The sequence below is a fragment of the methanotrophic endosymbiont of Bathymodiolus puteoserpentis (Logatchev) genome (assembly GCF_900128525.1).
In the GTDB taxonomy this organism is placed as follows: domain Bacteria; phylum Pseudomonadota; class Gammaproteobacteria; order Methylococcales; family Methylomonadaceae; genus Methyloprofundus.
The window spans coordinates 22,506-45,793 of the sequence record NZ_FQTQ01000136.1 but is presented as its reverse complement, the minus strand read 5'-3'; the positions used below and the strand labels follow the sequence as shown (position 1 = coordinate 45,793).

At 40.4% G+C, this 23,288-nt stretch carries 17 protein-coding genes and 1 tRNA gene; 6 read left to right on the top strand and 12 right to left on the bottom strand.

Annotation, left to right across the window (positions count from 1 at the left end; all coding sequences use genetic code 11):
• Positions 1 to 274: 274 nt before the first annotated feature.
• Positions 275 to 505, bottom strand: a complete 231-nt coding sequence (locus BQ7314_RS11285) for a sulfurtransferase TusA family protein (protein WP_174483800.1) — start codon at positions 503 to 505, stop codon at positions 275 to 277.
• 100 nt (positions 506 to 605) lie between these two features.
• Here BQ7314_RS11285 and cysG point away from each other — a divergent pair, with 100 nt between their 5' ends.
• The 3 genes from cysG to BQ7314_RS11270 all read left to right on the top strand — a co-directional run bounded on the left by cysG (position 606) and on the right by BQ7314_RS11270 (position 3,432).
• The gene (cysG, locus tag BQ7314_RS11280; protein WP_174483799.1) at positions 606 to 2,012 is read left to right on the top strand and encodes a siroheme synthase CysG; all 1,407 of its coding nucleotides are present in this window, start codon (positions 606 to 608) and stop codon (positions 2,010 to 2,012) included.
• Positions 2,005 to 2,955, top strand: a complete 951-nt coding sequence (locus BQ7314_RS11275; RefSeq protein ID WP_174483798.1) for a WD40 repeat domain-containing protein — start codon at positions 2,005 to 2,007, stop codon at positions 2,953 to 2,955. Before cysG ends, BQ7314_RS11275 begins: the two co-directional genes overlap by 8 nt.
• Before the next feature lie 141 nt (positions 2,956 to 3,096).
• Complete coding sequence (locus BQ7314_RS11270) at positions 3,097 to 3,432, top strand: c-type cytochrome (RefSeq protein ID WP_174483797.1); 336 nt, start codon at positions 3,097 to 3,099, stop codon at positions 3,430 to 3,432.
• 196 nt (positions 3,433 to 3,628) lie between these two features.
• On the opposite strand, the gene BQ7314_RS11265 is transcribed toward BQ7314_RS11270, so the two are convergent.
• Positions 3,629 to 4,255, bottom strand: coding sequence for a hypothetical protein (locus tag BQ7314_RS11265; RefSeq protein WP_174483796.1), 627 nt, complete (start codon positions 4,253 to 4,255; stop codon positions 3,629 to 3,631).
• 94 nt (positions 4,256 to 4,349) lie between these two features.
• Positions 4,350 to 5,561 (bottom strand): argininosuccinate synthase, encoded by a 1,212-nt coding sequence (locus tag BQ7314_RS11260; protein WP_174483795.1) that lies wholly within the window; start codon positions 5,559 to 5,561, stop codon positions 4,350 to 4,352.
• A gap of 259 nt (positions 5,562 to 5,820) precedes the next feature.
• Here BQ7314_RS11260 and BQ7314_RS11255 point away from each other — a divergent pair.
• Positions 5,821 to 5,896, top strand: a tRNA-Phe gene (locus BQ7314_RS11255).
• 151 nt (positions 5,897 to 6,047) lie between these two features.
• Here BQ7314_RS11255 and BQ7314_RS11250 read toward each other — a convergent pair.
• The 7 genes from BQ7314_RS11250 to BQ7314_RS11220 all read right to left on the bottom strand — a co-directional run bounded on the left by BQ7314_RS11250 (position 6,048) and on the right by BQ7314_RS11220 (position 19,149).
• Positions 6,048 to 9,206 (bottom strand): type I restriction endonuclease subunit R, encoded by a 3,159-nt coding sequence (locus BQ7314_RS11250; protein WP_174483794.1) that lies wholly within the window; start codon positions 9,204 to 9,206, stop codon positions 6,048 to 6,050.
• 182 nt (positions 9,207 to 9,388) lie between these two features.
• Positions 9,389 to 10,051 carry a DUF4276 family protein gene (locus BQ7314_RS11245; RefSeq protein WP_174483793.1) on the bottom strand — a complete coding sequence of 221 codons (663 nt, stop codon included), beginning with the start codon at positions 10,049 to 10,051 and terminating at the stop codon, positions 9,389 to 9,391.
• A gap of 2 nt (positions 10,052 to 10,053) precedes the next feature.
• Entirely contained in the window at positions 10,054 to 11,130 is a 1,077-nt protein-coding gene (locus BQ7314_RS11240) for an AAA family ATPase (protein WP_174483792.1), read from the bottom strand.
• Positions 11,131 to 11,182: 52 nt separating this feature from the next.
• Entirely contained in the window at positions 11,183 to 12,652 is a 1,470-nt protein-coding gene (locus BQ7314_RS11235) for a restriction endonuclease subunit S (protein WP_174483791.1), read from the bottom strand.
• Positions 12,642 to 14,399 carry a class I SAM-dependent DNA methyltransferase gene (locus BQ7314_RS11230; protein WP_174483790.1) on the bottom strand — a complete coding sequence of 586 codons (1,758 nt, stop codon included), beginning with the start codon at positions 14,397 to 14,399 and terminating at the stop codon, positions 12,642 to 12,644. Before BQ7314_RS11230 ends, BQ7314_RS11235 begins: the two co-directional genes overlap by 11 nt.
• Before the next feature lie 218 nt (positions 14,400 to 14,617).
• Positions 14,618 to 16,537: a DNA repair helicase YoaA gene (gene yoaA, locus BQ7314_RS11225; protein WP_174483789.1), complete on the bottom strand. Its 1,920-nt coding sequence runs from the start codon at positions 16,535 to 16,537 to the stop codon at positions 14,618 to 14,620.
• Between the two features lie 98 nt (positions 16,538 to 16,635).
• Positions 16,636 to 19,149 carry a cation:proton antiporter gene (locus BQ7314_RS11220; protein ID WP_174483788.1) on the bottom strand — a complete coding sequence of 838 codons (2,514 nt, stop codon included), beginning with the start codon at positions 19,147 to 19,149 and terminating at the stop codon, positions 16,636 to 16,638.
• Positions 19,150 to 19,478: 329 nt separating this feature from the next.
• Between BQ7314_RS11220 and BQ7314_RS11215 the strand changes: the two genes are divergently transcribed.
• Both BQ7314_RS11215 and BQ7314_RS11210 read left to right on the top strand, forming a co-directional pair.
• On the top strand, positions 19,479 to 21,335 hold the full coding sequence (locus BQ7314_RS11215; protein ID WP_174483787.1) for a methanol/ethanol family PQQ-dependent dehydrogenase: 1,857 nt from the start codon (positions 19,479 to 19,481) through the stop codon (positions 21,333 to 21,335).
• Positions 21,336 to 21,446: 111 nt separating this feature from the next.
• Positions 21,447 to 22,400 carry a quinoprotein dehydrogenase-associated putative ABC transporter substrate-binding protein gene (locus BQ7314_RS11210; protein ID WP_174483786.1) on the top strand — a complete coding sequence of 318 codons (954 nt, stop codon included), beginning with the start codon at positions 21,447 to 21,449 and terminating at the stop codon, positions 22,398 to 22,400.
• A 146-nt stretch (positions 22,401 to 22,546) separates the two neighbouring features.
• On the opposite strand, the gene BQ7314_RS11205 is transcribed toward BQ7314_RS11210, so the two are convergent.
• Entirely contained in the window at positions 22,547 to 22,984 is a 438-nt protein-coding gene (locus tag BQ7314_RS11205; RefSeq protein ID WP_174483785.1) for a nucleotidyltransferase substrate binding protein, read from the bottom strand.
• Positions 22,981 to 23,277: a nucleotidyltransferase domain-containing protein gene (locus BQ7314_RS11200; protein WP_174483784.1), complete on the bottom strand. Its 297-nt coding sequence runs from the start codon at positions 23,275 to 23,277 to the stop codon at positions 22,981 to 22,983. The genes BQ7314_RS11205 and BQ7314_RS11200 overlap by 4 nt, the downstream gene beginning before the upstream one ends.
• Positions 23,278 to 23,288: the final 11 nt, after the last annotated feature.

The window sequence follows — 23,288 nt, the reverse complement described above, 5'->3', positions numbered from 1 at the left end:
AATCAATTACTTAGAATAATATATTATACCGTATTTTAAGGCCTCATTCACCAGTAAATGGTTGTTTTTAAAGAGATAATTGTGATTTTACGGAGGAGTATATTAGGTAATGCTAATGTTTTCAAAAATTAGCACCTACTAATGTTTCTTCGTGTAAAAAAACTGGGAAACTTCAGCTAAAAACTTAATTGCTCCCTACCTGCCGTTACACATATTTATATGCCAAAAAGCGGACTGAAGTCCGCTCTACCTCATTAATTTTCAGGCAGCCAAGTTATTTTTTACGCACATAAAAAATTTGCTGCTCACCGGCTTTAATATATTCAATAATCTCATTACCCGTTTGCTCAGCATAAACACCAAAATCCAAATGTGCTGCTGGATCAGTCGCTGTCACTTTCACTACCTCACCCGACAACATATCTTTTAACGCTTTTTTTAAACGCAATAAAGGTAAAGGGCAATGCAAACCAACCGCGTCCACTTCTATATTAAATTCAATCATTCTGATGTTAAATTTTCTCAATCATGCTTTTAAAAGAGCGCATATAATAGCACCTAAGACAAAATCCGCGAACGATAACCTAGCGTCATTAATATAAACCATGGACTACTTCCCCCTCTTTATCAACTTAAAAAACAAACCCTGCTTAGTTGTGGGTGCGGGTGAAATTGCTGCCCGAAAAATAGAGCTACTCGCTAAAGCCGGCGCAGATATTACTGTTATTGCCCCAGAAATAAGCCCACAAGTGAGTCAGTTAAAGAATACATACGACTTAAATATTATACAGAGAAGCTTTACAGCTGAAGATATTCATCGTCAACGCTTGATAATATCAGCGACTAATCAAAAAAATATTAATAAACTCGTTACCACCACAGCCGAAGAACACAATATCCCCGTTAATGTCGTCGACAACCCTAGCCTATGCAGCTTTATCGTCCCCGCTATTATTGACCGCTCACCTATTGTTGCAGCTATCTCTTCAGGAGGCGCATCTCCTGTACTCACGCGTTTATTACGCGCTAAAATAGAAAGCTTAATCCCGCCAGCCTTTGGGCGCTTAGCGCAATTAGCAGAAAAATACCGAGGCTTAGTTAAAGAACATATTAACCCACCTTCAGAACGGCGTATTTTTTGGGAAAAAACCTTACAAGGTTCTATTGCTGAGCTTTTCTACTCAGGCAAAGAGACCGAAGCTGAAGCACGCCTAAAATCAGCAATATTGAATACTTCTGACACACATCAAGTCATCGGAGAAGTCTATTTAGTCGGCGCTGGACCAGGTGATCCTGATTTACTCACTTTTCGTGCCTTACGTTTAATGCAACAGGCCGATGTTGTCGTCTATGACCGCCTCGTTTCCCCTGAAATCCTTGACTTAGTGCGCCGTGATGCAGAAAAAATTTATGTCGGCAAACAAAAAAATAACCATAGCTTACCACAAGAATCTATCAATGAATTACTCGCGCGCCTAGCTCTAGCGGGCAAGCGTGTTGTACGCTTAAAGGGTGGCGACCCATTTATTTTTGGTCGCGGCGGTGAGGAAATTGAAACCTTAGTACAGCATAATATTAATTTCCAAGTTGTCCCTGGCATAACGGCAGCATCAGGCTGTGCAACCTACAGCGGCATTCCATTAACACACCGAGACCACGCGCAATCCTGCACTTTTATTACGGGCCATTTAAAAGACAATATTGTTAACCTTAATTACCAACAATTGGTTGCACCCAACCAAACGATTGTTATTTATATGGGGCTTACAGGGCTAGACAATATCTGCGCATCCTTTATTCAGTATGGTGCATCACCAAAACTACCTATTGCCCTTATCCAGCAAGGTACAACCCAATCACAACGTGTTATTATCGGCACTTTACAAACTATGCCGGACTTGATAAAAAATCAGGATATTCAGCCACCGACCTTAATCATTATTGGCTCCGTAGTTGCATTGCACGACAAACTAAAATGGTTTCACCCTGAGGACAAGTGCACATATGAATAAATGCTTTCTAGCGCCTCTACTATGCGCTTTACTATTAGGCGCTTGTGATAATACGCCAAAAGCCAGCAGAACTTATAAGCTTGTCCCTGAAGGCGTATTTTCAGCTAGTTTATCTAAAAACCTCGCTCTTACCAGCTCGACAACAAGAGGAAATGCCAGCCTATGGCAGCTAAAACCAAAACAACTACTACACACTTGGCAGCATACCGATGAAAAGAACGGTATTTTATTCACCGCAATCTCTGATAATGAACAGTATGCCTTAACTGCTGAGAAAGAATCGCTTGCTTGGTGGCGTATTGCTGACGGTGCATTGATGAATGTCTGGTACTTACCCAATATCAATGCGATTACTTTATCAAAAGATGGGCAATTCGCCCTGATCGGCTTAGCAGATAAAGCTATTTACTATTCACTGCAACACGGGCAAACACGCTACGCCTTCAAACATCAAAGTCCTGTTGTTAAAGTCGATATTTCCGCCAGCAACCAACTCGCAATTACCGGCTCTAGTGATAAAACAGCAAAACTTTGGGATTTAAACACCGGCGAAGAAAAGTTCAGCTGGTCGCACCATAGTAAACTATCCACAGTTGCTATCTCCCCTGATGACAAATATGCATTAACTAATGAAGGTTTAGGCACTATTCGTTTATGGAAAACACAAACAGGCAAACTCTATAAACAACTCGGCCCAAAACTCATTACGCTTTCTTCGGCAGCCTTTTCCGATAATAGTAAGTATCTAGTTGCTGGCCGCGTATCACAGCGCATAGATTTGTGGAATATAAGAAGCGGTGAAATTATAAACTATTGGCGGCCTAAAAAAGATAGCTTCTGGAAGCCAACCGCAGCAACCATACTTGCACTTACTTTTTCTGCGAATAATCGTAAAATTTACAGCATTGCTTCAAATGGTTATCTGCAACTTTGGAGAAAATAATAATATTTTGATATAATATACAAAAAGTTTGATAAATCAGTTTAAATTATTTATGATTTAGAACTTATCGATTTCCTTATCGTGCAAGCCTTAACAATTCTAATAGGCAAACATGGTTTTTTATAATAAAAAGAGGTCAAAATGAAAAAATTATTACTCGCTGTTTCAACTGTTGCTTTATTAGGTCTAAGTGCACAAGCTTCTGCCGACAAAGAATTGAAAGTAGGTAAAAAAATCTATGATCGCGCTTTCGGTCGTGGTTGTGGTGCCTGTCATGACATCTCTTCTAACCCGCAGCTAACTGCACTAATCAAAGCAGGCGAACTTTCAGAAGAAAGCTTTGCTAAAACTTTGAAAGAAGGAAAAAATGGTATGCCTAAAGCAATGGCAGCTATTATGGCCGTTGGCCCTGTTAAAAAAGCAGGCTACTCAGAAGACGAAGCAATTGCAGCTGTATACAAATACTTAAGCAAATAAGCTTAAAAAATAGCACATAAAAAAGGCCGGCTCATTTCACATGAGCCGGCCTTTTTTGTAGGGTGTGGCTTTAGCCCGCCTTTTAATACACCTCTACATAGACGGGCTAAAGCACTGCGCCTCATATTCTATTGCTCTTAACTTAATGACAGTGAGCAAAAACCCTACGTTATAATTTCAGGATCATGCACGATCCTTAAGATATTTTCTTCTGCTTATCAACGTCATGTATCAATGCATATTTTCTACGCACCCAAACACTAGCTACAGCAGCAACCATTAAGCCACAAGACGTAATCAAAAAATAAATCATACTTCTAAGCTGAGAAACCTCTTGCGCCAAGTTTTTATTCTCCGCCTTATTCGCTTGCTGTAAATATTTTTGTGCAATTAAACGCCCAGCACCCGTTTCAGAATACGTTTTTAACACGACCAAATCATCTTTTAACGCCTCAATCGTATCTAAACCTATCTCAGTAATAGTCCCCGCCTTTAAACCCTCTTCCAACGTATTTAACTTACTTTCAATAGAACCACTCACTAAGCCAACTAACTGAGATTTCAACGCGTCCACTTCAGCAGAAATCACTGGATTCATCTGTACGTTATATAGCTCAGTAGATTTATGCACTTGCGTAGTTTTCGGCACAATTTCATTTTCAGGCATTAATAACATACCCATAAAAACAACGGTAGCCATCAAGCTAATAATGATAGCCAATACCAAGCGGTTCATTTTCCACACACTCAATTGAGTAACTGGATTCAAAACGGCCATGTTACGCACTTTATTATTTTCTGTTTTCCTGCGTAAGTCGCTCATTAAAGCCTTCTCCTAAAACAAAATATTACTCTATTATACAAAGATCACAAAAAAAATCCCGCTCACTTTACAATGAACAGGATTTCTTGTTAACCTACTTTAATTTCTTCGCTGCAATGCGCAGTCTTAACGCATTCAACTTAATAAAGCCCTCCGCATCTTGTTGGTTATATGCGCCCTCATCATCTTCAAAGGTAGCAATTGCTTCATCAAATAAACTATCGGTATCTGACATACGCCCAACAACCGTTACATTTCCTTTATAAAGTTTAACATTGACTTTACCATTCACATTTAACTGCGATTGATCAATCATAGCCTGCAACATTTTACGCTCCGGGCTCCACCAGTAACCGTTATAAATCAAACTCGCATAACGCGGCATTAACTCATCTTTTAAGTGAGCCACTTCTCTATCTAAAGTAATCGACTCAATTGCACGATGGGCACGCATCATAATCGTACCTCCCGGTGTTTCATAACAACCACGGGCTTTCATACCTACATAGCGATTTTCTACAATATCTAAACGACCAATACCATTTGCACCACCGATTGCATTTAACTTAGCCAAGACTTCAGCGGGTGAATGCGCAACGCCATCAATGGCAACAATATCACCTTGCTGGTAAGTCAACTCAAGATAGGTCGCTTGCTCAGGAGCATTTTCAGGAGACACACTCCAGCGCCACATATCTTCTTCAGGCTCATTCCAAGGATCTTCTAAAATCCCACCTTCATAAGAGATATGCAATAAATTAGCATCCATAGAATAAGGTGAAACCTTACCTTTTTTCATTTCGATAGGAATACCATGCTGCTTAGCATAAGCTAATAATTTCTTTCTGGAATTCAAATCCCACTCACGCCAAGGAGCAATCACTTTAATATCAGGCCGTAAAGCATAAGCACCTAATTCAAAACGCACCTGGTCATTACCTTTGCCAGTTGCGCCATGAGAAATCGTATCCGCCCCCGTTTCATTGGCAATTTCAATTAATCGTTTGGAAATGAGTGGGCGCGCAATGGATGTACCCAATAAGTACTCGCCTTCATAAATAGTATTGGCACGGAACATAGGAAAAACGAAATCACGTACAAACTCTTCACGCAAATCGTCAATATAAATTTCTTTAATACCCAAAGATTGAGCTTTTGCGCGCGCAGGCTCGACTTCTTCACCCTGCCCTAAATCCGCTGTAAAAGTAACGACCTCGCAATCATGCTCATCCTGCAACCACTTTAAAATAACCGACGTATCTAAACCGCCCGAATAAGCTAAAACAACCTTTTTGGTATCCGACATAGTATCCAAACTCTGAAAATGTAAATTTTTCAATTATACTATAAATGTAGGAGCGTACATTTTAATAATTCAGCTTTATGACAAAATTATGTCAACAACACACTCTCATCTTCAACCGCTATACTTACAGCACTCACTGCCCTGCTTGAAATACCATAAAAATAAATATTTTCAATACTTTATAAAATACTTATAAAATATTCTCTAGCGAGTGTTGACGAGAAAAAGAATAGTTGTCATAATAGCCTCTCTTTAGCAAGCCCAGGTAGCTCAGTCGGTAGAGCAGAGGACTGAAAATCCTCGTGTCGACGGTTCGATTCCGCCCCTGGGCACCATGCTAAAGCCAAATAAATAAAAGGTTGTAGAGGTTTTCTTCTACGACCTTTTTTTTGCTTAAAATAAAAGTGTAGTTTAAACGATGTGCTTCCTTCCTCAACATCCTACGCCACGCTTCACCCATCAAAAATAAGCGGTAACACTCAAAACCTATCCCGGCATTGCCGACCAACTCTCAGACAATGCCTCAGCTTGCTGCATACATAAATCAATCGCTTCATTGGCTTTATCCGGCGGATATTTCCATTTTCGTAGTGCGCGCCGCACTAAATTGCGTAGTTTAGCGCGTACACTATCTCTGACCTGCCAATCCACTGTTGTTGATTTTCTAAGCTGTGCGGTGACCTGTTTAGCAAGTTCACGTAAATTATCATCACCCAGTTCTCGTACAGCAGATTCATTTTGAATTAAGGCGCGATAAAAAGCGATTTCATCTACATTTAGCCCCAGTTTTTCCGCTTGTTTTGCATCAGCCTCCATTTCTTTTGCCATCGTGATTAGTTCTTCGATGACTTGGGCGGTTTCTATGGCACGGTTATGGTATTTACGCAGGGTTTCCATGATCCGATCTGAATATTTTTTCTCGGATACCACATCGGTTTTCATTCTGGCCTTCACTTCATCGCGCAGTAGTTTTTCAAGTAACTCGACTGCCAGGTTTTTCTGGGGAAGATTTTTTACATCTTCCAGAAATTCAGCAGATAATAAGCCAATATTGGGTTTATCCAAGCCGACCAACTCAAAGACATCCGCCACACCACCCGCAATAATCGCATTGTCGATAATTTGTTTTAATGCGGTATTTTTATCTTCATCCGTACGTCGTTTTTCAATACTGGTGAACTTACTAATAGCCGCTTTTACGGCTGACAGAAAGGCAATTTCTTTCTTTAATGCTTCGGCATCATCCAGCGTGCCGCATAAGGTATAAGCTTTATTAATCGCCGCCATCACATCCAAAAAGCGTTTTTTACCGTCTTTTAAGCTCAGTATATGATTCATCACCCCCGGTAATAGTTGCAGAGCATGAGTTTGATAATCACTATAATCCAAGCCATGTAACATGCCATGAACAACATCCATTTTTTCCAGCAAAATAGCATACGCTTCTCTGGTATCCAGTGTTGGTGCGCCCTTCCCTTTAGAATCTGTATAGGTTTTTAATGCCTGCTTTAATTCATTGGCAATGCCGATATAATCGACCACCAAACCACCCGGCTTATCTTTAAACACCCGATTAACCCGCGCAATCGCCTGCATCAAGTTATGCCCTTTCATTGGTTTGTCGATATACATGGTATGGCAGTTAGGCGCATCAAAGCCGGTGAGCCACATATCACGCACAATAACCAGTTGTAAGGGATCGTCGGGATCTTTAAAGCGTTTTTCAAACAGTTTTTTGGTTTCTTTATTGTAGATATGTGGCTGTAGCTTTTCTTTATCCGATGCCGAGCCGGTCATCACAATCTTAATCGCGCCTTTTGCTGTATCGGTATCATGCCATTCTGGTTTTAGGGCAATAATAGCGTTATACATATCCACACATATTTCACGGCTCATACAAACAATCATGCCTTTACCGGGCATCGCCTGTGTGCGAGTGATAAAATGCTTCACCAAGTCGTTGGCTACTTGCTCCATTCTGGGTGCGCTGCCGACCAACTTTTCCAAGGTCGCCCATTGTGATTTGGTCTGCTCGCGCGATGCCATATCCTCCTCGTCCTCGCTTAATTCACCTAGGGCATCCTCAACATCATCATTTAACGCTTCAATTTCAGCCTGATTAATATCAAGTTTGGCCAAGCGTGATTCGTAATAGATAGGCACGGTTGCACCATCATCTACCGCATCTTGAATATCATAGATAGAAACATAATCACCAAACACCGCACGCGTATCTTTATCTTCAGCCGAAATCGGCGTGCCGGTAAAACCGATAAACGAGGCATTAGGCAGAGCATCACGCAAATGTTTAGAATAACCAAACGTATATTGCCCAGTTTTGCTATTAAACTTAGCCTTATCACCATAATGGCTACGATGCGCCTCATCACTAATCACCACAATATTCTGCCGTGCGCTTAATACAGGATGACTTAACTCATCAGCAAGTAAGGCAAACTTTTGAACTGTAGTGAAAATAATCCCGCCTGCTTGCCGTGATGCCAATATCTCACGCAGATCATCACGATCTTGTGCTTGTAGCGGTGTTTGTTTTAATGCCTCACTTGCCATGCTAAAGGTATTAAATAACTGACCATCCAAATCATTACGATCTGTGACCACCACAATAGTTGGATTATTCATTGCTGGTTGTGCCAATAGCTTACCGGCATAACACAGCATCGAAATTGACTTGCCCGAACCTTGTGTATGCCACACTACTCCTGCTTTACCAGAACCCGGCACCACATGACTGGCATAATTCGCACGCGACTCTGCCACTCCGCTTTGAGGTTGTGCGGCAATCACCGTTGCCTTGACTGCCTCACGCACGGCATGAAATTGATGATAACCAGCTATCTTTTTAATGGTGTTATCACCCTCTTGCTCAAACAACACAAAATGATGAATATAATCTAATAGCAACTCCGGCTTAAAAAAGCCCTTAACTAAGGTTTCCAAGCGATATTCAAACAAGGGTTTGTCATCTTCACTGCTCAAAGTCCGCCACGGTAAAAAGCGTTCTTTTTTTGCCGTTAATGAACCCACTCGCGCATTTAAACCATCACTAATCACTAAGGCTTCATTAAACACAAACAAATCGGCTATTTCGTCTTTATAGGTTTGTAATTGTTGATAAGCTGACCAAATATCAGCATTGCTATCTGCCGGATTTTTTAGCTCAATCACGGCCAATGGCAAACCATTAATAAATACGATGACATCAGGGCGGCGATTGCCTTTCGTGCCGGTAATAGTAAATTGATTAACCACTAAAAACTGATTATTTTCGACACCGGCAAAATCTATTAATTGCACATAATCCGTTGTGTCTTTGCCTGCTAACTTAAAATCAACTTTCACACCTTGTAATAATAATTGATGCAAGGCTTTATTATTTTTAATTAAACTCAATGTGGCAGGCTTAGCCACTTGCCGCGCCACTTGCTCTAAGACATCGGCTGGGATATGTGGATTAATAACCGTTAAACAACGTAATAAACGATCATGCAAAACAAGCTGCCGATAATCAATGCGTTCAGGCGATACGCCCTCTGGGGCAATATCATAGCCTGACACATAGTCATAACCGATAGATTGAAACCAATCGAGGCAGAGTTGTTCTAATTGGTCTTCAGTGATCATTAACTAATCCTTTAATAAAATAAAATGCTCGACCAAGTGTTGCTTTAATGTCGCCGCTGCCCATTGCCGAGATTGAACGCCACACTGTCCTACTTATTGAACTATCCGTAATTTCCGGATAGTTGACGCTGACTTAATCACACATTGCCAACTTGCACCTAGCGCGCCAGTAAACATCAGGATTAAATGGATCTTAATTTTTTCACCCATTCGGAAAAATGTTTACATTCTCTCTCTATAACAGAAAGCGTTATCTTCTTGGCAATCAATGGCCCATGACGTGTTTTCTTATATTTTGGCGATAAAATACTCAACCTAGCAGAAGGTTTTGTCTCATACCCATCATTAATGTGCTCGGGTGTTGAGGCACTATTGATAATTTCTTGAAGTTCATCTTTTGAAGATACCCATTCAGGTTCCACAGATACCAACGCCTCAATATCAGAAAAAAGTAACCCCTCATATTCATATGGCTGAATATAAGGTATGAAGCGTTTTTTTTCACACCCACAAGTATCAATAACACGGTCATGCAAACTGCTTTCAAGTAAGGCTACTTTTTGATAAACGTCGTTTTTTAACATAGCGTCATCATATGAAGGGAAGCTATTGCTAAGTGCATACAAATCAAACATCGTAGTAACAACAGCATCTCGGTGTTGGTTTAACGTATTTCGAACATTGCGTAAAAAACGATCCAGATTAATAGCACCACCCGCTTGACCTTTCGATGTAGGCATTAAAATTGGCTTAATATAAACAGTATTTGATCGAAGAGATGGCGCTAATACATCCTTTATAAATCGCTCTTCCGTAGCCCCTTCTGCAATAACATAAATTTCCATATTTAAGGTCTACCGCCCAGCACATTTTGTTTCCATAGATCACCTATCGAATAATCTTCCAGCCAATCTTTCAGCTCTTCGGGTACTAACCGTTTAAATGTTGAAGCCTCCTCCTCTTGATCAACAACAATAACATCTTCAGGCATTAATTCATTGATGAGTTCGACTGATTGAGTAGAAATAATTAACTGCTTCTTTTCAGAAACTTGCTTAAAGATATCAGCCAAAATTGTAATCGCATAAGGATGTAATCCCAATTCAGGTTCATCAATTAAGATAGTGTCAGACAACAATTTCGTAGGCTGAAGCAACAAGGTTGCTAAGCATATAAAACGCAAAGAACCATCTGATAGCATATGCGCTTTAAAGGGTGTGTCTGGTTTTCCTTTTTGATGCCACTCCAATTCAATAGTTGATTGATCACGATGAATAAAATCACCGAAAAAAGGAAGTACTAAGCGGATTGTTTCAACAATTCTCAAGTATTCATGAGAATAATCTTCTTTTAATAATTGCAAATAAGCAGCCAAATTAGCTGCATCACTCTTTAGCCTAAGATTATCGCTTCTCTCGTGTTTTTGCTTAACCTTTGCTGTTTCACTTGTATCATGAAAATGATAAACGCGCCAATTACTCACCGATTCCCTAACATAAGGAGAATATTGATCTTTAGCCTCTTTTAATTTTGACTCTTCGTGACCCGTGCCCAAGTTAACACTCGGTTGAGAATCAAAAAGCATACCCGCAAACCAGCTCACCTCCCGCTCAAAAATAAGACGATTATCATTAGTCGGTATTAAATCAAATTTATAGCCATTATTATCAAAGTAAAATTCAGCATGAAATCTATCTGTAGTTGAACGGCCAAAATGCAAAATAGCATCAGGCCCACCCTGCACCTGAACATAAGTAGCAAGATTCTGTTCGTACATTTCATTCAGCATACGAAACAGACCAATAAAATTACTTTTACCCGCACCATTGGCACCGATAAGCACATTCAAGTTTCTTAACTCAAAACTCTTCAACTCTTTTATTGATTTATAACCGGATACCGTCAGTGATTTTACTTTTGACATTACCCTGCTCCATTTATATTAATAATCATTTTCAAATTATATCTAATATTACTCATACCGTCGCACTTAGTTCACCGGATAGGAGTTTAGGGAGTAAGGTGTCTCTGATCTGCACCAAATTTTTCTGCTGCTGTTCAAACTTAGCTATTTGTTTGTTTATTGGCTCTACAATAGTATCAAATATTTTCCCTAATTCTAGCTTTGGCTTTGCAAAACAAATTTCTTCAATAACCTGTTTCCTTAATTCAGTTTGTCCAGTACTACCAGCACCACTAGCTTCTATAAATGTTTCTTTATTTAGCAGTAACCCCGCTAAAAATGTTTTACTAATCTCCATTGTATTAGCACGAACCACTGTTACATGGCTATCAAAAACCATTACCTCTGGAAGATACCTAACTGGTGCAAGCCTACCAAGTGTGCCTACCCCCGTAGAATTTACCAGCACATCACCAACTTCAATAAGCCTACCTTCAACCTTGCGCTTTAATGAGTCATTTAACCTTGTTAATTCAAAATTTATAGAATGATTCCGGATACATTTTTGGTTAATAACCCTAATACCACCTTCTTCAGTATACTTAGGTGAAATTCCTCTACGAAGCTCAACTACACAAGCTTTCAACTCTGCAACCTCCCACCCCGCCGGTATTTCCCCTAATTCTGATTCAACTAAAGTATCGGGGAATAGTTCGGCGGTGGTGCGGAGTTGTTGCAGGGTGTCTGCGGGTAAGTTATTTAATTCTGCTTCGGTTTTGCCACTGATCGCTGCCATTGCTGCGCGGTTCATCGCTTCTTGTAGGCTGGTGGTGTGCTGGTGTTGCTTGTCGCTCGGCTCGGCATAATCACTAGGGGAGCTTGCTTTAATACTTTGCTGTGCAGCCTGCCAGTGTTTTTTGGCTTTAATTTTAGCGCGGGTGGGTTCAAAATCCACAAACCAGCTTTTAAAGATGGCTTGAGCGATTTGTTCTAGGGTTTGGTTGGTTTGGCGGTTTAGTTGGATTTTGTTATCTAAACTTCTTAAAACTCTCGATATCTCTCGTTGCTTTTCTATTGGGGGAGTTTTAATTTCTGCTTTCCGAAAATCATTTAAAACAATCCTTGGTATTGCAGCACCAGAAATAAAATTACTTTTCAAATAATCAATTACGCCCTTTGAACAAAAGTAATACTTTAGAAAATCCGAGTCTAATTTTTCTTTATTAGGACGAAGAATTGCAACTGATGAAAGCATAACAGCATCTAAGGGCTTATCAATCGTACACACTGTATCCAGCGCACTGTTTCCATCTTTCGCAATTAGAACGTCACCAACTTTTGGCTGACAACCTTGTTTTACAAGTTTTTCAAAATCCTCTTTCGAAATTAGCCGTGCCTCGCTCAAATTAACACCAAACCTTGTTAAATCTTTAACTGACGCCATTGACTTGCCATCTTCAACTGATTTCGGACTACTATGTGCTCCATCTGTGATTCTTTCACAAACTTCACCAAGTGTTAGAGTTGGCCAATCAACACTCATAACCCAACCCCGCCAAGTTCTTTTTAATCTCTGCTTCTAAAGCATCACTTTGTTCAAATTGTTCTTTTAACTGCCCTGTTAGTCGCGCCATTTTATCGGCAAAGGGTTCGCCATCGTCTTTTTCTGCCACTGCGCCGACATAACGACCCGGGGTTAAAACATAGTCGTGTTTTTGGATGTCGGCTAGGGTGGCTGATTTGCAGAAGCCTGCTATGTCTTGGTAAGAGATTGCCGCGTCGCTGTCGCTTCTCGCAATGACAGCTTTGTCTGTTTGCCAATTATGGAATGTTTCGCTGATTTTGTTTAGGTCTTCTTGGGTGAAGTCGCGTAATACGCGGTCTTTCATATAGCCTAGGTGTCGCGCATCAATAAATAATATTTCACCGCTACGGTCGCGTAGCTGTCTGCCGCTGGCGGCGGTTCGGGCGGTTTTATTTTCCGTTAAAAACCAGATACACGCGGGGATTTGGGTATTGGTAAACAGTTGCCCGGGCAAGGCAACCATACATTCTATTAAATCATTATCTATTAAGGCTTGGCGTATATTGCCTTCACCGCTGGTATTGGAACTCATCGAGCCATTGGCTAATAATAAGCCCATGCTGCCATTAGGCGCTAAGTGCCAGAGCATATGTTGTAACCAGGCAAAGTTAGCATTGCCGCTGGGTGGTTTGCCATAGATCCAGCGCGGATCATTGTCATCTACGCTAGTGTCCCACTCTTTCATATTAAACGGTGGGTTTGCCATCACAAAATCAGCGCGTAAATCGGGGTGTTGGTCGTGAGTGTAGCTGCTGGCGGGTTCTTTGCCAAAGTTAAAATCAATACCGCGAATCACCATATTCATGGCGGCGAGTTGCCAGGTGGTGTGGTTGTATTCTTGCCCATAGATGGAGACATCACCGATACGGCCTTGATGTTCTCTGATAAAGTGTTCCGATTGCACAAAGAATCCACCACTGCCCATTGCGGGATCGTACACTCTGCCTTTGAAGGGTTCGAGCATTTGCACAATCAAGCTAACAATGGATTTAGGCGTGTAAAACTGACCGCCTTTTTTGCCTTCGGCTAAGGCAAATTGACCGAGAAAATATTCATACACATGACCGAGGATATCTTTACTACTCAAGGTGTTATGCACAAAGGGAACGGTGGCGATTAAATCAATTAATTCGCCTAATTTGGCTTGGTCGATTTGTAATTGGGTGTAGCGTTTATTAAGCACACCTTTTAGTTTAGGGTTGTCTTGTTCGATCACGTCTAAGGCATTATCAATCAATTGACCGACTGAGCTAATGCGTGTGTATTGGCGTTTTACGGTTTCATCACTAGGGGCTTGGGTGACGACCTCACCTTGTTTGTTAAGCCAAATAACGCTATTGATAACGACTTTATTTTGATTTTGCAGAAATTCCCAACGTGATGGTAGCGGCACCCAAAATACATTAGCTTCGGTGTAATAATCGCGTTGTTCTAATTCTGTGTTGATTTCTGTTTGATATTCATCACCTTCTGCCCCGCCATCAAAGTCTTCTGGGTCGAGGTAATATTCATGTTCAGGGTCGTTAAATTGTGCAATCAGTTCTTTGCGGCGCAAATCAAATGAGTCGGATACATATTTAAGAAACACCAAGCCTAAGACAACATGTTTGTATTGCGAGGCATCTAATGAGGGTAGTAATTTATTGGCGCTGGTCCAGAGTTTTTTTTCGAGTTGGTTAAGAAATTGTTGTTCAGTTTGGTCCATTATTTATATTCCATTAGGTGATTGGCATTTGCTAGGTCACTGTCATTAAGTTAAGAGCAATAGAATATGGGGCGCAGTGCTTTAGCCTGCTATTTTCAGCTATGAAAGCAGGCTAAAGCACTGCGCCCCAATGAGCTAATTCCTTAACTTAATGGCAGTGATTTGCTAGGTAGAACCTATTGACGTAGGTACTCGCGTATATCTTATCAACTGCATCTTTACTTTTCCGCAAAAAAAGCCTCAACATCTTTAATATCTCGTGTTCTACGCATCGCAGGGACGCTGTTTAAAAACATATGCCCATAGGATTTTTTTAATAAACGCGGGTCACAGAGCAATAACACGCCGCGATCATTGACATCACGAATTAAACGCCCTATTCCCTGCCTTAACGCGATGACGGCAGTAGGCAGTTGATATTCAAAAAAAGGTTTACGACCTTGCTTTTCCATTGCTTCCATACGCGCTTTTAACACTGGACCCCCTGGCGAGGCAAAGGGTAATTTATCAATAATAACGGTCGATAAAGCTTCCCCCCGCACATCAATACCTTCCCAAAAACTGGATGTGCCTAATAATACGGCATTGCCTAATTGTTTAAATTCATCCAATAAAATCGCTTTCGGTTTATCCCCTTGAATTAATAAAGGGTATTTAATTTGCTTGTCTAAGAGCTTAGCGGCGGCTTGCAAAGCGCGGTGGCTGGTAAATAAGAAAAAAGTGCGGCCTTGACTGGCGTTAATAACGGGAATGGCTACTTTGACAATTTCTTCTACAAATTCTGGGGAATTGGGTAGCGGCAATCCTTTGGGGTGATAAAACAGGGATTGATTAGGGAAGTCAAAGGGGCTTTCCCAGCTATAACTTTTAGCATTATTAATGCCTAAGTTACGCGAAAAGTGGTCAAATTTATGATCTACGCTTAGGGTTGCCGAAGTAAATACCCATGAAGCACTGTGCTGTGCCATAAAACTATGGAACTCAGCGGCTATATCTAATGGCGTTAAACTCAGGGTAAAGGACTTTCTATGGGTTTCATACCAACGTACCCACTTACCGCTTTTGTCATGCAAGATATTGTTAAACTGTTCTTCTAGTTCTTCAGCACGTTTAAAGCAAGTCTCTAGCCCCTTACTGCGCACCGAGGCAATTTCTAATTGATCAGCTAAAGCTTCTAAATGCTCTTGTAAGCGCACTAAGCCCTCTGTAATTTTAGGATTATTTTCAATATCTTTCCAATCACCTCGGGTCATATCCATGCCAAAAGCAAGACGCATGTCTTTGACTTCGTGTTCTAAATTTTCACTGGCAACACGTAAATCTGGCATATCTTTCGCATCTTGAAAGTACTCCATTAAAGCGTCTTGAGCTAAATCCCCGAGTTGCTTTGATCCTAAGGTCATCCCCAAGAAGTTGGAGGCGGTATCCGCTAATTGATGCGCCTCATCAATAATAACGACTTCGGCATTAGGTAATAATTCACCAAAACCGATTTCTCTAATCGACCAGTCGGCACAGAGCAAATGATGATTGACGACAATCAAATGTGCCTCTTGTGCTTTCTTGCGTGCTTTCATTAAAAAACAGTCTGCATATTCAGGACATTCTTGGCCTATACAATTTTCACGCGTTGAAGTCGCTTGCCCCCAGATAGGATTAGATTCCATAACATCCGGCATATCGGCTATATCGCCCGTACGCGTACTTTTAGACCATTTTTTAATTTTACCTAGGTCAGCCGCCTCTTGCTGGCTAATGCCTAAATTAGAATGGACAGCAAGCTCTAAACGATAAGTACATAGGTAGTTAGCGCGGCCTTTTAATAGGGCGGCAGAAAATGGCACTGTCATTGCTTGGCGAATTAATGGTACGTCTTTGTTAAAGAGTTGATCTTGCAGGTTTTTGGTGCCGGTGGAAACAATGACTTTTTTACCGGATAAAATAGCCGGAACAAGATAAGCAAAGGTTTTTCCTGTGCCTGTGCCCGCTTCGACAATAACATGTTCTTTATCTGCAATACCTTGCGCGACTGCTTCTGCCATTTCTACTTGTGCTGCTCGTGGCGAATAGTTTGGAATCACTTTTGCTAGTGCTCCATCTGCAGAAAAAAATGCTTGTACTTGTTTTTGACTATCCATTAATTTTTAACCCAGCTTTCGAATTTAAATTTTCAAGCAATTGAAATATATGCAAAAACACACATTATGACATTAATTAGCCTATTTTGGCATGGTTTTTAATCCTTATGCTTCAATTTGTTACGGAGAATACCTAGTTTGCTCTCTATTTTCGAAGGCTGGATTAATAATCCAGTTTGTTGTAATCGCTCAGCTAACTCAGCATTTTCAGTCGCAAAACGCAATATATCGCTCGCTGTTAACCGTAAACAAGTGACATAAGTTATTGCCACAACGGTTGCCGACCTTTTACTATTAGCTCTTAATGCCCGGATACCAATCAGCGCGCCCTCGCCTCGCTCAGCAACTTGCTCATTCTCACCGGCAGCATTAGCTATCAGTACTCGCACGCGGCCACTTAAAATAATATATAAGGAGTCGCCAACATCACCTTGGTAAATAATAGTGTCTTCAGGCAAGAAATTGGCATAATGCGCCTCATTTGCTAACTGCTTTAAAAAATCTGACGGTAAATTTGCAAATAAAGGCACTTGGTTAATCCAAGCATCTCGTTTTGCTAGCGGAAGTGACACTTTAAATGAAGCAAGTTGCTCTAGTGAGTTCGTCAGTTTTTTAGTAATCAGTCGCAGTACTTTAGCACTAACCATACCTTGTTCATGACTTTTCTGCACTAATTGTAAAGAGTAACGCAAAGCCACTTTCTGAAATAGAAAGGATTCATATTGCTGATAAAATACGGGGTAATTTTTGCTAAAATAATGCAAACGATTTTGCCGATGCTTTAAGCGTTTCTGATAGATCAGCTCTAAGGGACGTAATAATTCTTTATCTATTTGCTTATCTAATGCTTGATCAATCATTTTATGGATCGCTTGTAGACCCTTATGCGCCATTAATATACCGGCAATATCATGCAAAATTTTATTAGCAAAACGGCGCGTCTGATACCGAGCTAACAATCCTTGAGCCCAGTTTTTTTCTCCTAGGCGATGCATAACCCTACGCTCAAAATCTAATAACGGACTAGGCTGTAACCAGCCTTCTCCCATCGATTTCATATAGTCAATACTGTGTTGCTGGTCAACTCGTAATATCTCTTTAAAAGTCACCAAAGTAGTGTAGTTGACGACTCCTATATCATAAAGATATTCAATTTCTTCCATTTCCGCACGTAAAGCTTGCAAATGCACTTGTTTAAGCAGCTGCTCATCAGTCAAAACAATCTGCCCAGAATCTAAAGTTTGATGTAGTTTATATTCAACAGAGGATTCCATAGCACTATCCAATAGATGCAGATTGGTAAAGCTATGCAGCACTTTATCTACAGACTGTGTGACTTGTTGCATACTTTGTTTTAATTCTGCCTGTTCTGTTTTACTTAATTCATCCATGTGCAAAAAATGCATTAACCAACGAATGGTCGTAGCATTTAGCACTAAAGAGACTAAGACGACACCTAAGGTTAAAATCACTAATAACTGTTTTTCAAGAATTGACTCTGGGATCGCCATGACAATAGCAATCGCCAGCCCCCCCTTCAAACCACCCCACCACATAATATGCCGCTCAGCCCATGTAATATTAGGTAATGAAAAGCTATGAGTGGTCGCTGGGATTAATAAATAAACACTGACGGCACGTGCCACCGACACCGCAATAGTCGCCCATAAAATAGGCTGCCAAAAATGCATCAACTGTACTAAATCAACTGACATCCCAATCATGACAAATAATAGCGAATTAAAAATTAAAACGAGAAATTCCCATGTGGTATGAATGGTATCAATACTGATTTTTGATAAACGACTTAAACCCGCTAGATTAAAGGTGATCGCAGCAGATAAAACAGACATAACGCCTGATACATGCAGTTCATATTCCGCAAAAATAAAGCTTAAATAAGCGAGGACTAAAGATAAAATGACAGGAATACTTTGATTGCCATGATATAAACATACTAACAACTCGCTCATAACCAATGCTATACATACACCAACCAGCACACCACCGAAAAACACTTTAAAAAATTGCCCAGCAGCCTGCAAACCGTCTAAATAAGAAAAACTATTTTGCTCTAATATTGCCAGCAAAATACTGAATAATACGATAGCGGTTGCATCATTCATTAAAGATTCGCCTTCAACTAAGATAGTTAAACGTTTAGTAACACCTAACTCTTTAAATAAAGCGACAACAGCGACTGGATCGGTAGCGGAAATCAAGCTACCGAATAATAATGCGACAAGTAATGGCAATCCTAAAGACCACCAGATACCAACACCAACGAGAACGACTGATACCAACATACCAATAATGGCTAAAACCAGTACGGGTATCAAGTTTTTTAATAAAGCGCGCGCATCTAAAGACAAGGCCGTCTCAAAAACTAAAGCGGGTAAAAATACGAATAGCACCAAGTCAGGTGTTAAATGAAACTCCCTAAAATCCAATAAGTCTATAATATTACTATCTGCACCAAGAAAATTTACCGCCAAACCTAATAGCACTAATAAAACTGTATAAGGAATCGGTAAATGGCGGCAAATACTAGCCGCAATCATGGCTAAAAGTAACAAGCCCGAAGTAATCAGTAAAATGTCAGCTAAAGGCATTAACTAGTCCCACCCATGAATGTCATAAAATCGTCATATTTCATACTTACTTGAATAAATAACCATACAGATAAAGTAGGGTACTACCAACTACTTACAATACATTCCTACTCTTTAACCCTACTAATTCTAAACTAGAGTCTACGGTAAAAGTTGACTTTTATGTCAAAATCATTAAATTTACTAAGTTGGAGTGCTTGAAATATCCCGTAGCTCGGGGTTAAAAAAAACAAAACACTCCAATATAAAAAAGCTTAAAACTAATATTAGTCTTAATATAAACAACAAACACGGGTCTATTAACAAAATAGATTTTTCGGAGGAATTATATGAAGAAGCAAATTAAGAGCTTACTACTTGCATCATCGGTAGCAGCTTTACTTGCAGCACCCACTATTGCATCTGCTAATAGCGGCGTTGAAAAATTAACTAAAAACCCTGCTAACTGGGCAACGGCTTTAGGTGACTATGCAGCTACTCGTTATAGTAAACTAAACCAGATCAATGCTAAAAACGTTAAAAATCTGCAACCTGCATGGTCTTTTTCTACTGGTGTTTTACGTGGCCACGAAGGTGGACCATTAGTTGTTGGTGATGTTATCTACATTCACACACCCTTCCCTAACACTGTCTACGCAATCGACCAAGCAACACAGTCTGTCATCTGGGAGTTCACTCCTTCTATGGATGCTGACGTTACCATTCCTGTTATGTGTTGTGATACTGTAAACCGTGGTTTAGCATACGGCGATGGTAAAATCTTCCTACAACAATCTGATACTGTTTTAACGGCACTTGATGCTAAAACAGGAAAACGTATTTGGAGTGTGCAAAACGGTGATCCTAAATTAGGTATGACTAACACTCAAGCACCTTTAGTTGTTAAAGACAAAGTCTTAACAGGTATTGCGGGTGGTGAGTTTGGTGTACGTGGTTTCTTAGCTGCTTATGACATGAAAACAGGTCAGCTTGCATGGAAAGGTTATAGCATGGGGCCAGATGGTGACACGCTAATCAATCCTGGTAAGTCAACAACGTGGGAAAATGGCAAGGTTACTAAACTTGGCAAAAACTCAGGTACGAGTACTTGGGAAGGCGACCAATGGAAAATTGGTGGCGGTACAACTTGGGGCTGGTACTCTTATGACCCTGAACTAAACCTAGTGTATTACGGGTCTGGTAACCCTTCTACTTGGAATCCTGTACAACGTCCTGGTGACAACAAATGGTCTATGTCTTTATGGGCACGTGATGCTGACACAGGTGAAGTTAAATGGGTTTACCAAATGACACCACATGATGAGTGGGACTTTGATGGTATTAACGAAGTCGCTCTAGTTGATCAAAAAATTAATGGCAAAATGCGCAAAACGGCAGTGCATTTTGACCGTAATGGCTTTGGTTACACGTTAGACCGTGTTACTGGCGAGTTGTTAGTTGCTGAAAAATTCGATAAATCAGTTAACTGGGCAACGCATATTGATATGAAGTCAGGTCGCCCTGTTTTAGATCTTAGATACAGCACAGAAGCAAATGGTGAAGATGAAAACACAGTAGGTGCTTGTCCTGCTGCACTAGGTGCTAAAAACCAGCAGCCTGTCTCTTATTCTCCTCAAACAGGCTTATTCTATATATCAGGTAACCACCTATGTATGGAGTACGAACCCTTTGAAGTTTCATACACTGCAGGTCAGCCGTATGTTGGTGCTACTCTAAGCATGATGCCAGCGGGTAAAGACGTACTAACGGGTAAGCCTGATGGCTCTACTAACTTAGGTCAGTTTACTGCTTGGGACGCAACAACGGGTAAAATCGCTTGGTCTAACAAAGAAACTTTCTCTGTTTGGTCTGGCTCTCTTGCAACAGCTGGTGGTGTAGTATTCTACGGTACACTTGAAGGCTACTTAAAAGCAGTTGATGCTAAAACGGGTAAAGAGTTATATAAATTTAAAACTCCTTCTGGCATCATCGGTAACGTCAACACTTGGTCTTACAAAGGTAAGCAGTATGTTGGTGTACTTTCTGGCATCGGCGGATGGGCTGGTATCGGTATCGCAGCGGGACTTGATTCTGGTGAAGAAGATTCAAATTCTGAAGGTTTAGGTGCGGTAGGTGCATACAGAAGCTTGAGTTCTTTCACTAAATTAGGTGGCGTATTTACTGTATTCGCATTACCTAGTAAATAAATCGATCTAGTTTTTTAGATTGACTTAGAAAAAGCCTCGGCCTTATTATTGGGTCGGGGCTTTTTTGTTTTTACCGTTTCACAAAACGACCGTTTTCTTAAGGACAATAAAATGTCATTTGCAAAAAAAACACAAACACTACTCTCGGTATTAGCGTTTAGCAGTCTTGCCGCATGCCAAACCGCTGAAAAAGCTAATACACTTGAGCAGCCTGCGGCTACTGAAATTTCTAAAGATGCCGAAGCAGCTAAAATCATAAAAAAACCAAGCACAACTAACAAGAACCCTAGGGATGAAAAAAAGTTCAGAGTCTGTGCCGATCCATTAAACCCACCCTACTCTAGCAAAAAACTGGATGGCTTTGAAAATAAAATAGCCTCGCTGTTTGCCAAACAACTAGGGCAAGAAGTTGAATATTACTGGTTCCCTCAGCGTATTGGTTTTGTACGCAACACTCTGAAATCAACAATTGGGGATACGCAAAAATTCAAGTGTGATGTTATTATGGGCGTGCCTTCTGGTTTTGACTTTACCGCAACAACAAAGCCTTATTATCGTTCAAGCTATGTTTTGCTCATTGCCAAAGGACGTGGCTGGGATAATATTACCATTCCCGAGCAGCTTAGATCACTCCCCTTAGACAAACAAGCCAGTTTAAAAATCGCTATGTTTGATCGTGGACCTGGAACTGCATGGTTACAAAAAAGTGGTTTATTAGAGCAAGGTGTTCCTTATCAAACCATGACCGGTGATAGTGATAATAATACCGCGATGATGATAGATAAAGAACTACAAGCGGGCAATATAGATATGGTTATTTTATGGGGACCGATGGCAGGGTATTTAATGACACAACACCCAGATGCCTACAAATTAGTCCCTATGAAATCATCGCTGAACATGAAATTTGATTATTCGATGTCTATGGGTGTGCGCTACCCTGACAAACAACGAAAAGCTTTATTGAATGATTTAATTACTAAAAATCAGCAAGCAATCAATAAAATACTTGAGAGTTATCATGTGCCTTTACTTCCTATTCCAGAGAAGAAAAAGCACATTTAATTTTAATAACGAATGTAAGGTATCTTCAGTTTATACACTTTAAGTGGGAGCGGCTTTAGCCGCGATAGTTCATGCTACTATCGCAGCTAAAGCCGCTCCCACAGTATATTGTCTTCTTAGGAAGATAATAACTTACTAAATACCTTTTATATCGCTATTTTCTTTAGTTTCTGATCTAATTGCCGAAGTTCATTATAAAATTCTCCGCGAATTAGTTGATATATTTCGGCAATCTTTTCTGGCACATAATCATGCACAATACGATTTCGAATATCGCGCATTTCTAGCCATATATCAATATTAGAAATAAGTGCTAACTTTTCCATTCGATGCAAGCCATCTCTTAAAGTCTGGCTCTGCTCGGCTTGCAGATAATACTCGTAGCTTCGAAAAAACTTAATCGCCACTTCAACAGTGCGAATAAAGCGGTCACTTAAAGCATCATAAGGCTCAAGCTCATCTGCCGTATAAATTTTTTTAATGTCATAAGCCCCCGTTTTCTCTACACTAGCATTCAATAAATAAAATGCTTTTTGCAGTTTTTCTTGCGCAAAAAGTAATTGCTGAACATTCGTCTTCTTCATAAGTTGCTCAACGGAACTTTATCGATTGAGTCAACAAATAACGCCTGCTCTTCACTCATAGATAACGGGTTTATTACGAGAATATCAATTTTTTCTTCACAATTTTTAAAAAATTCGCGTGTCATTTTCCGGGATAATTCAAAACTGGGTTGCTGAGAAAACACCAACAGGTCAATATCTCCGCCGCGCTTGGCATCGTCAACCCGTGAGCCAAATAAAAAAGCCTTATCACCTGCATCTAGTTTTTGTAAAGCAGCAGATAAGGCTAGTTTTTGAATTTTATCGAGCCTCATAAGTAACTTTT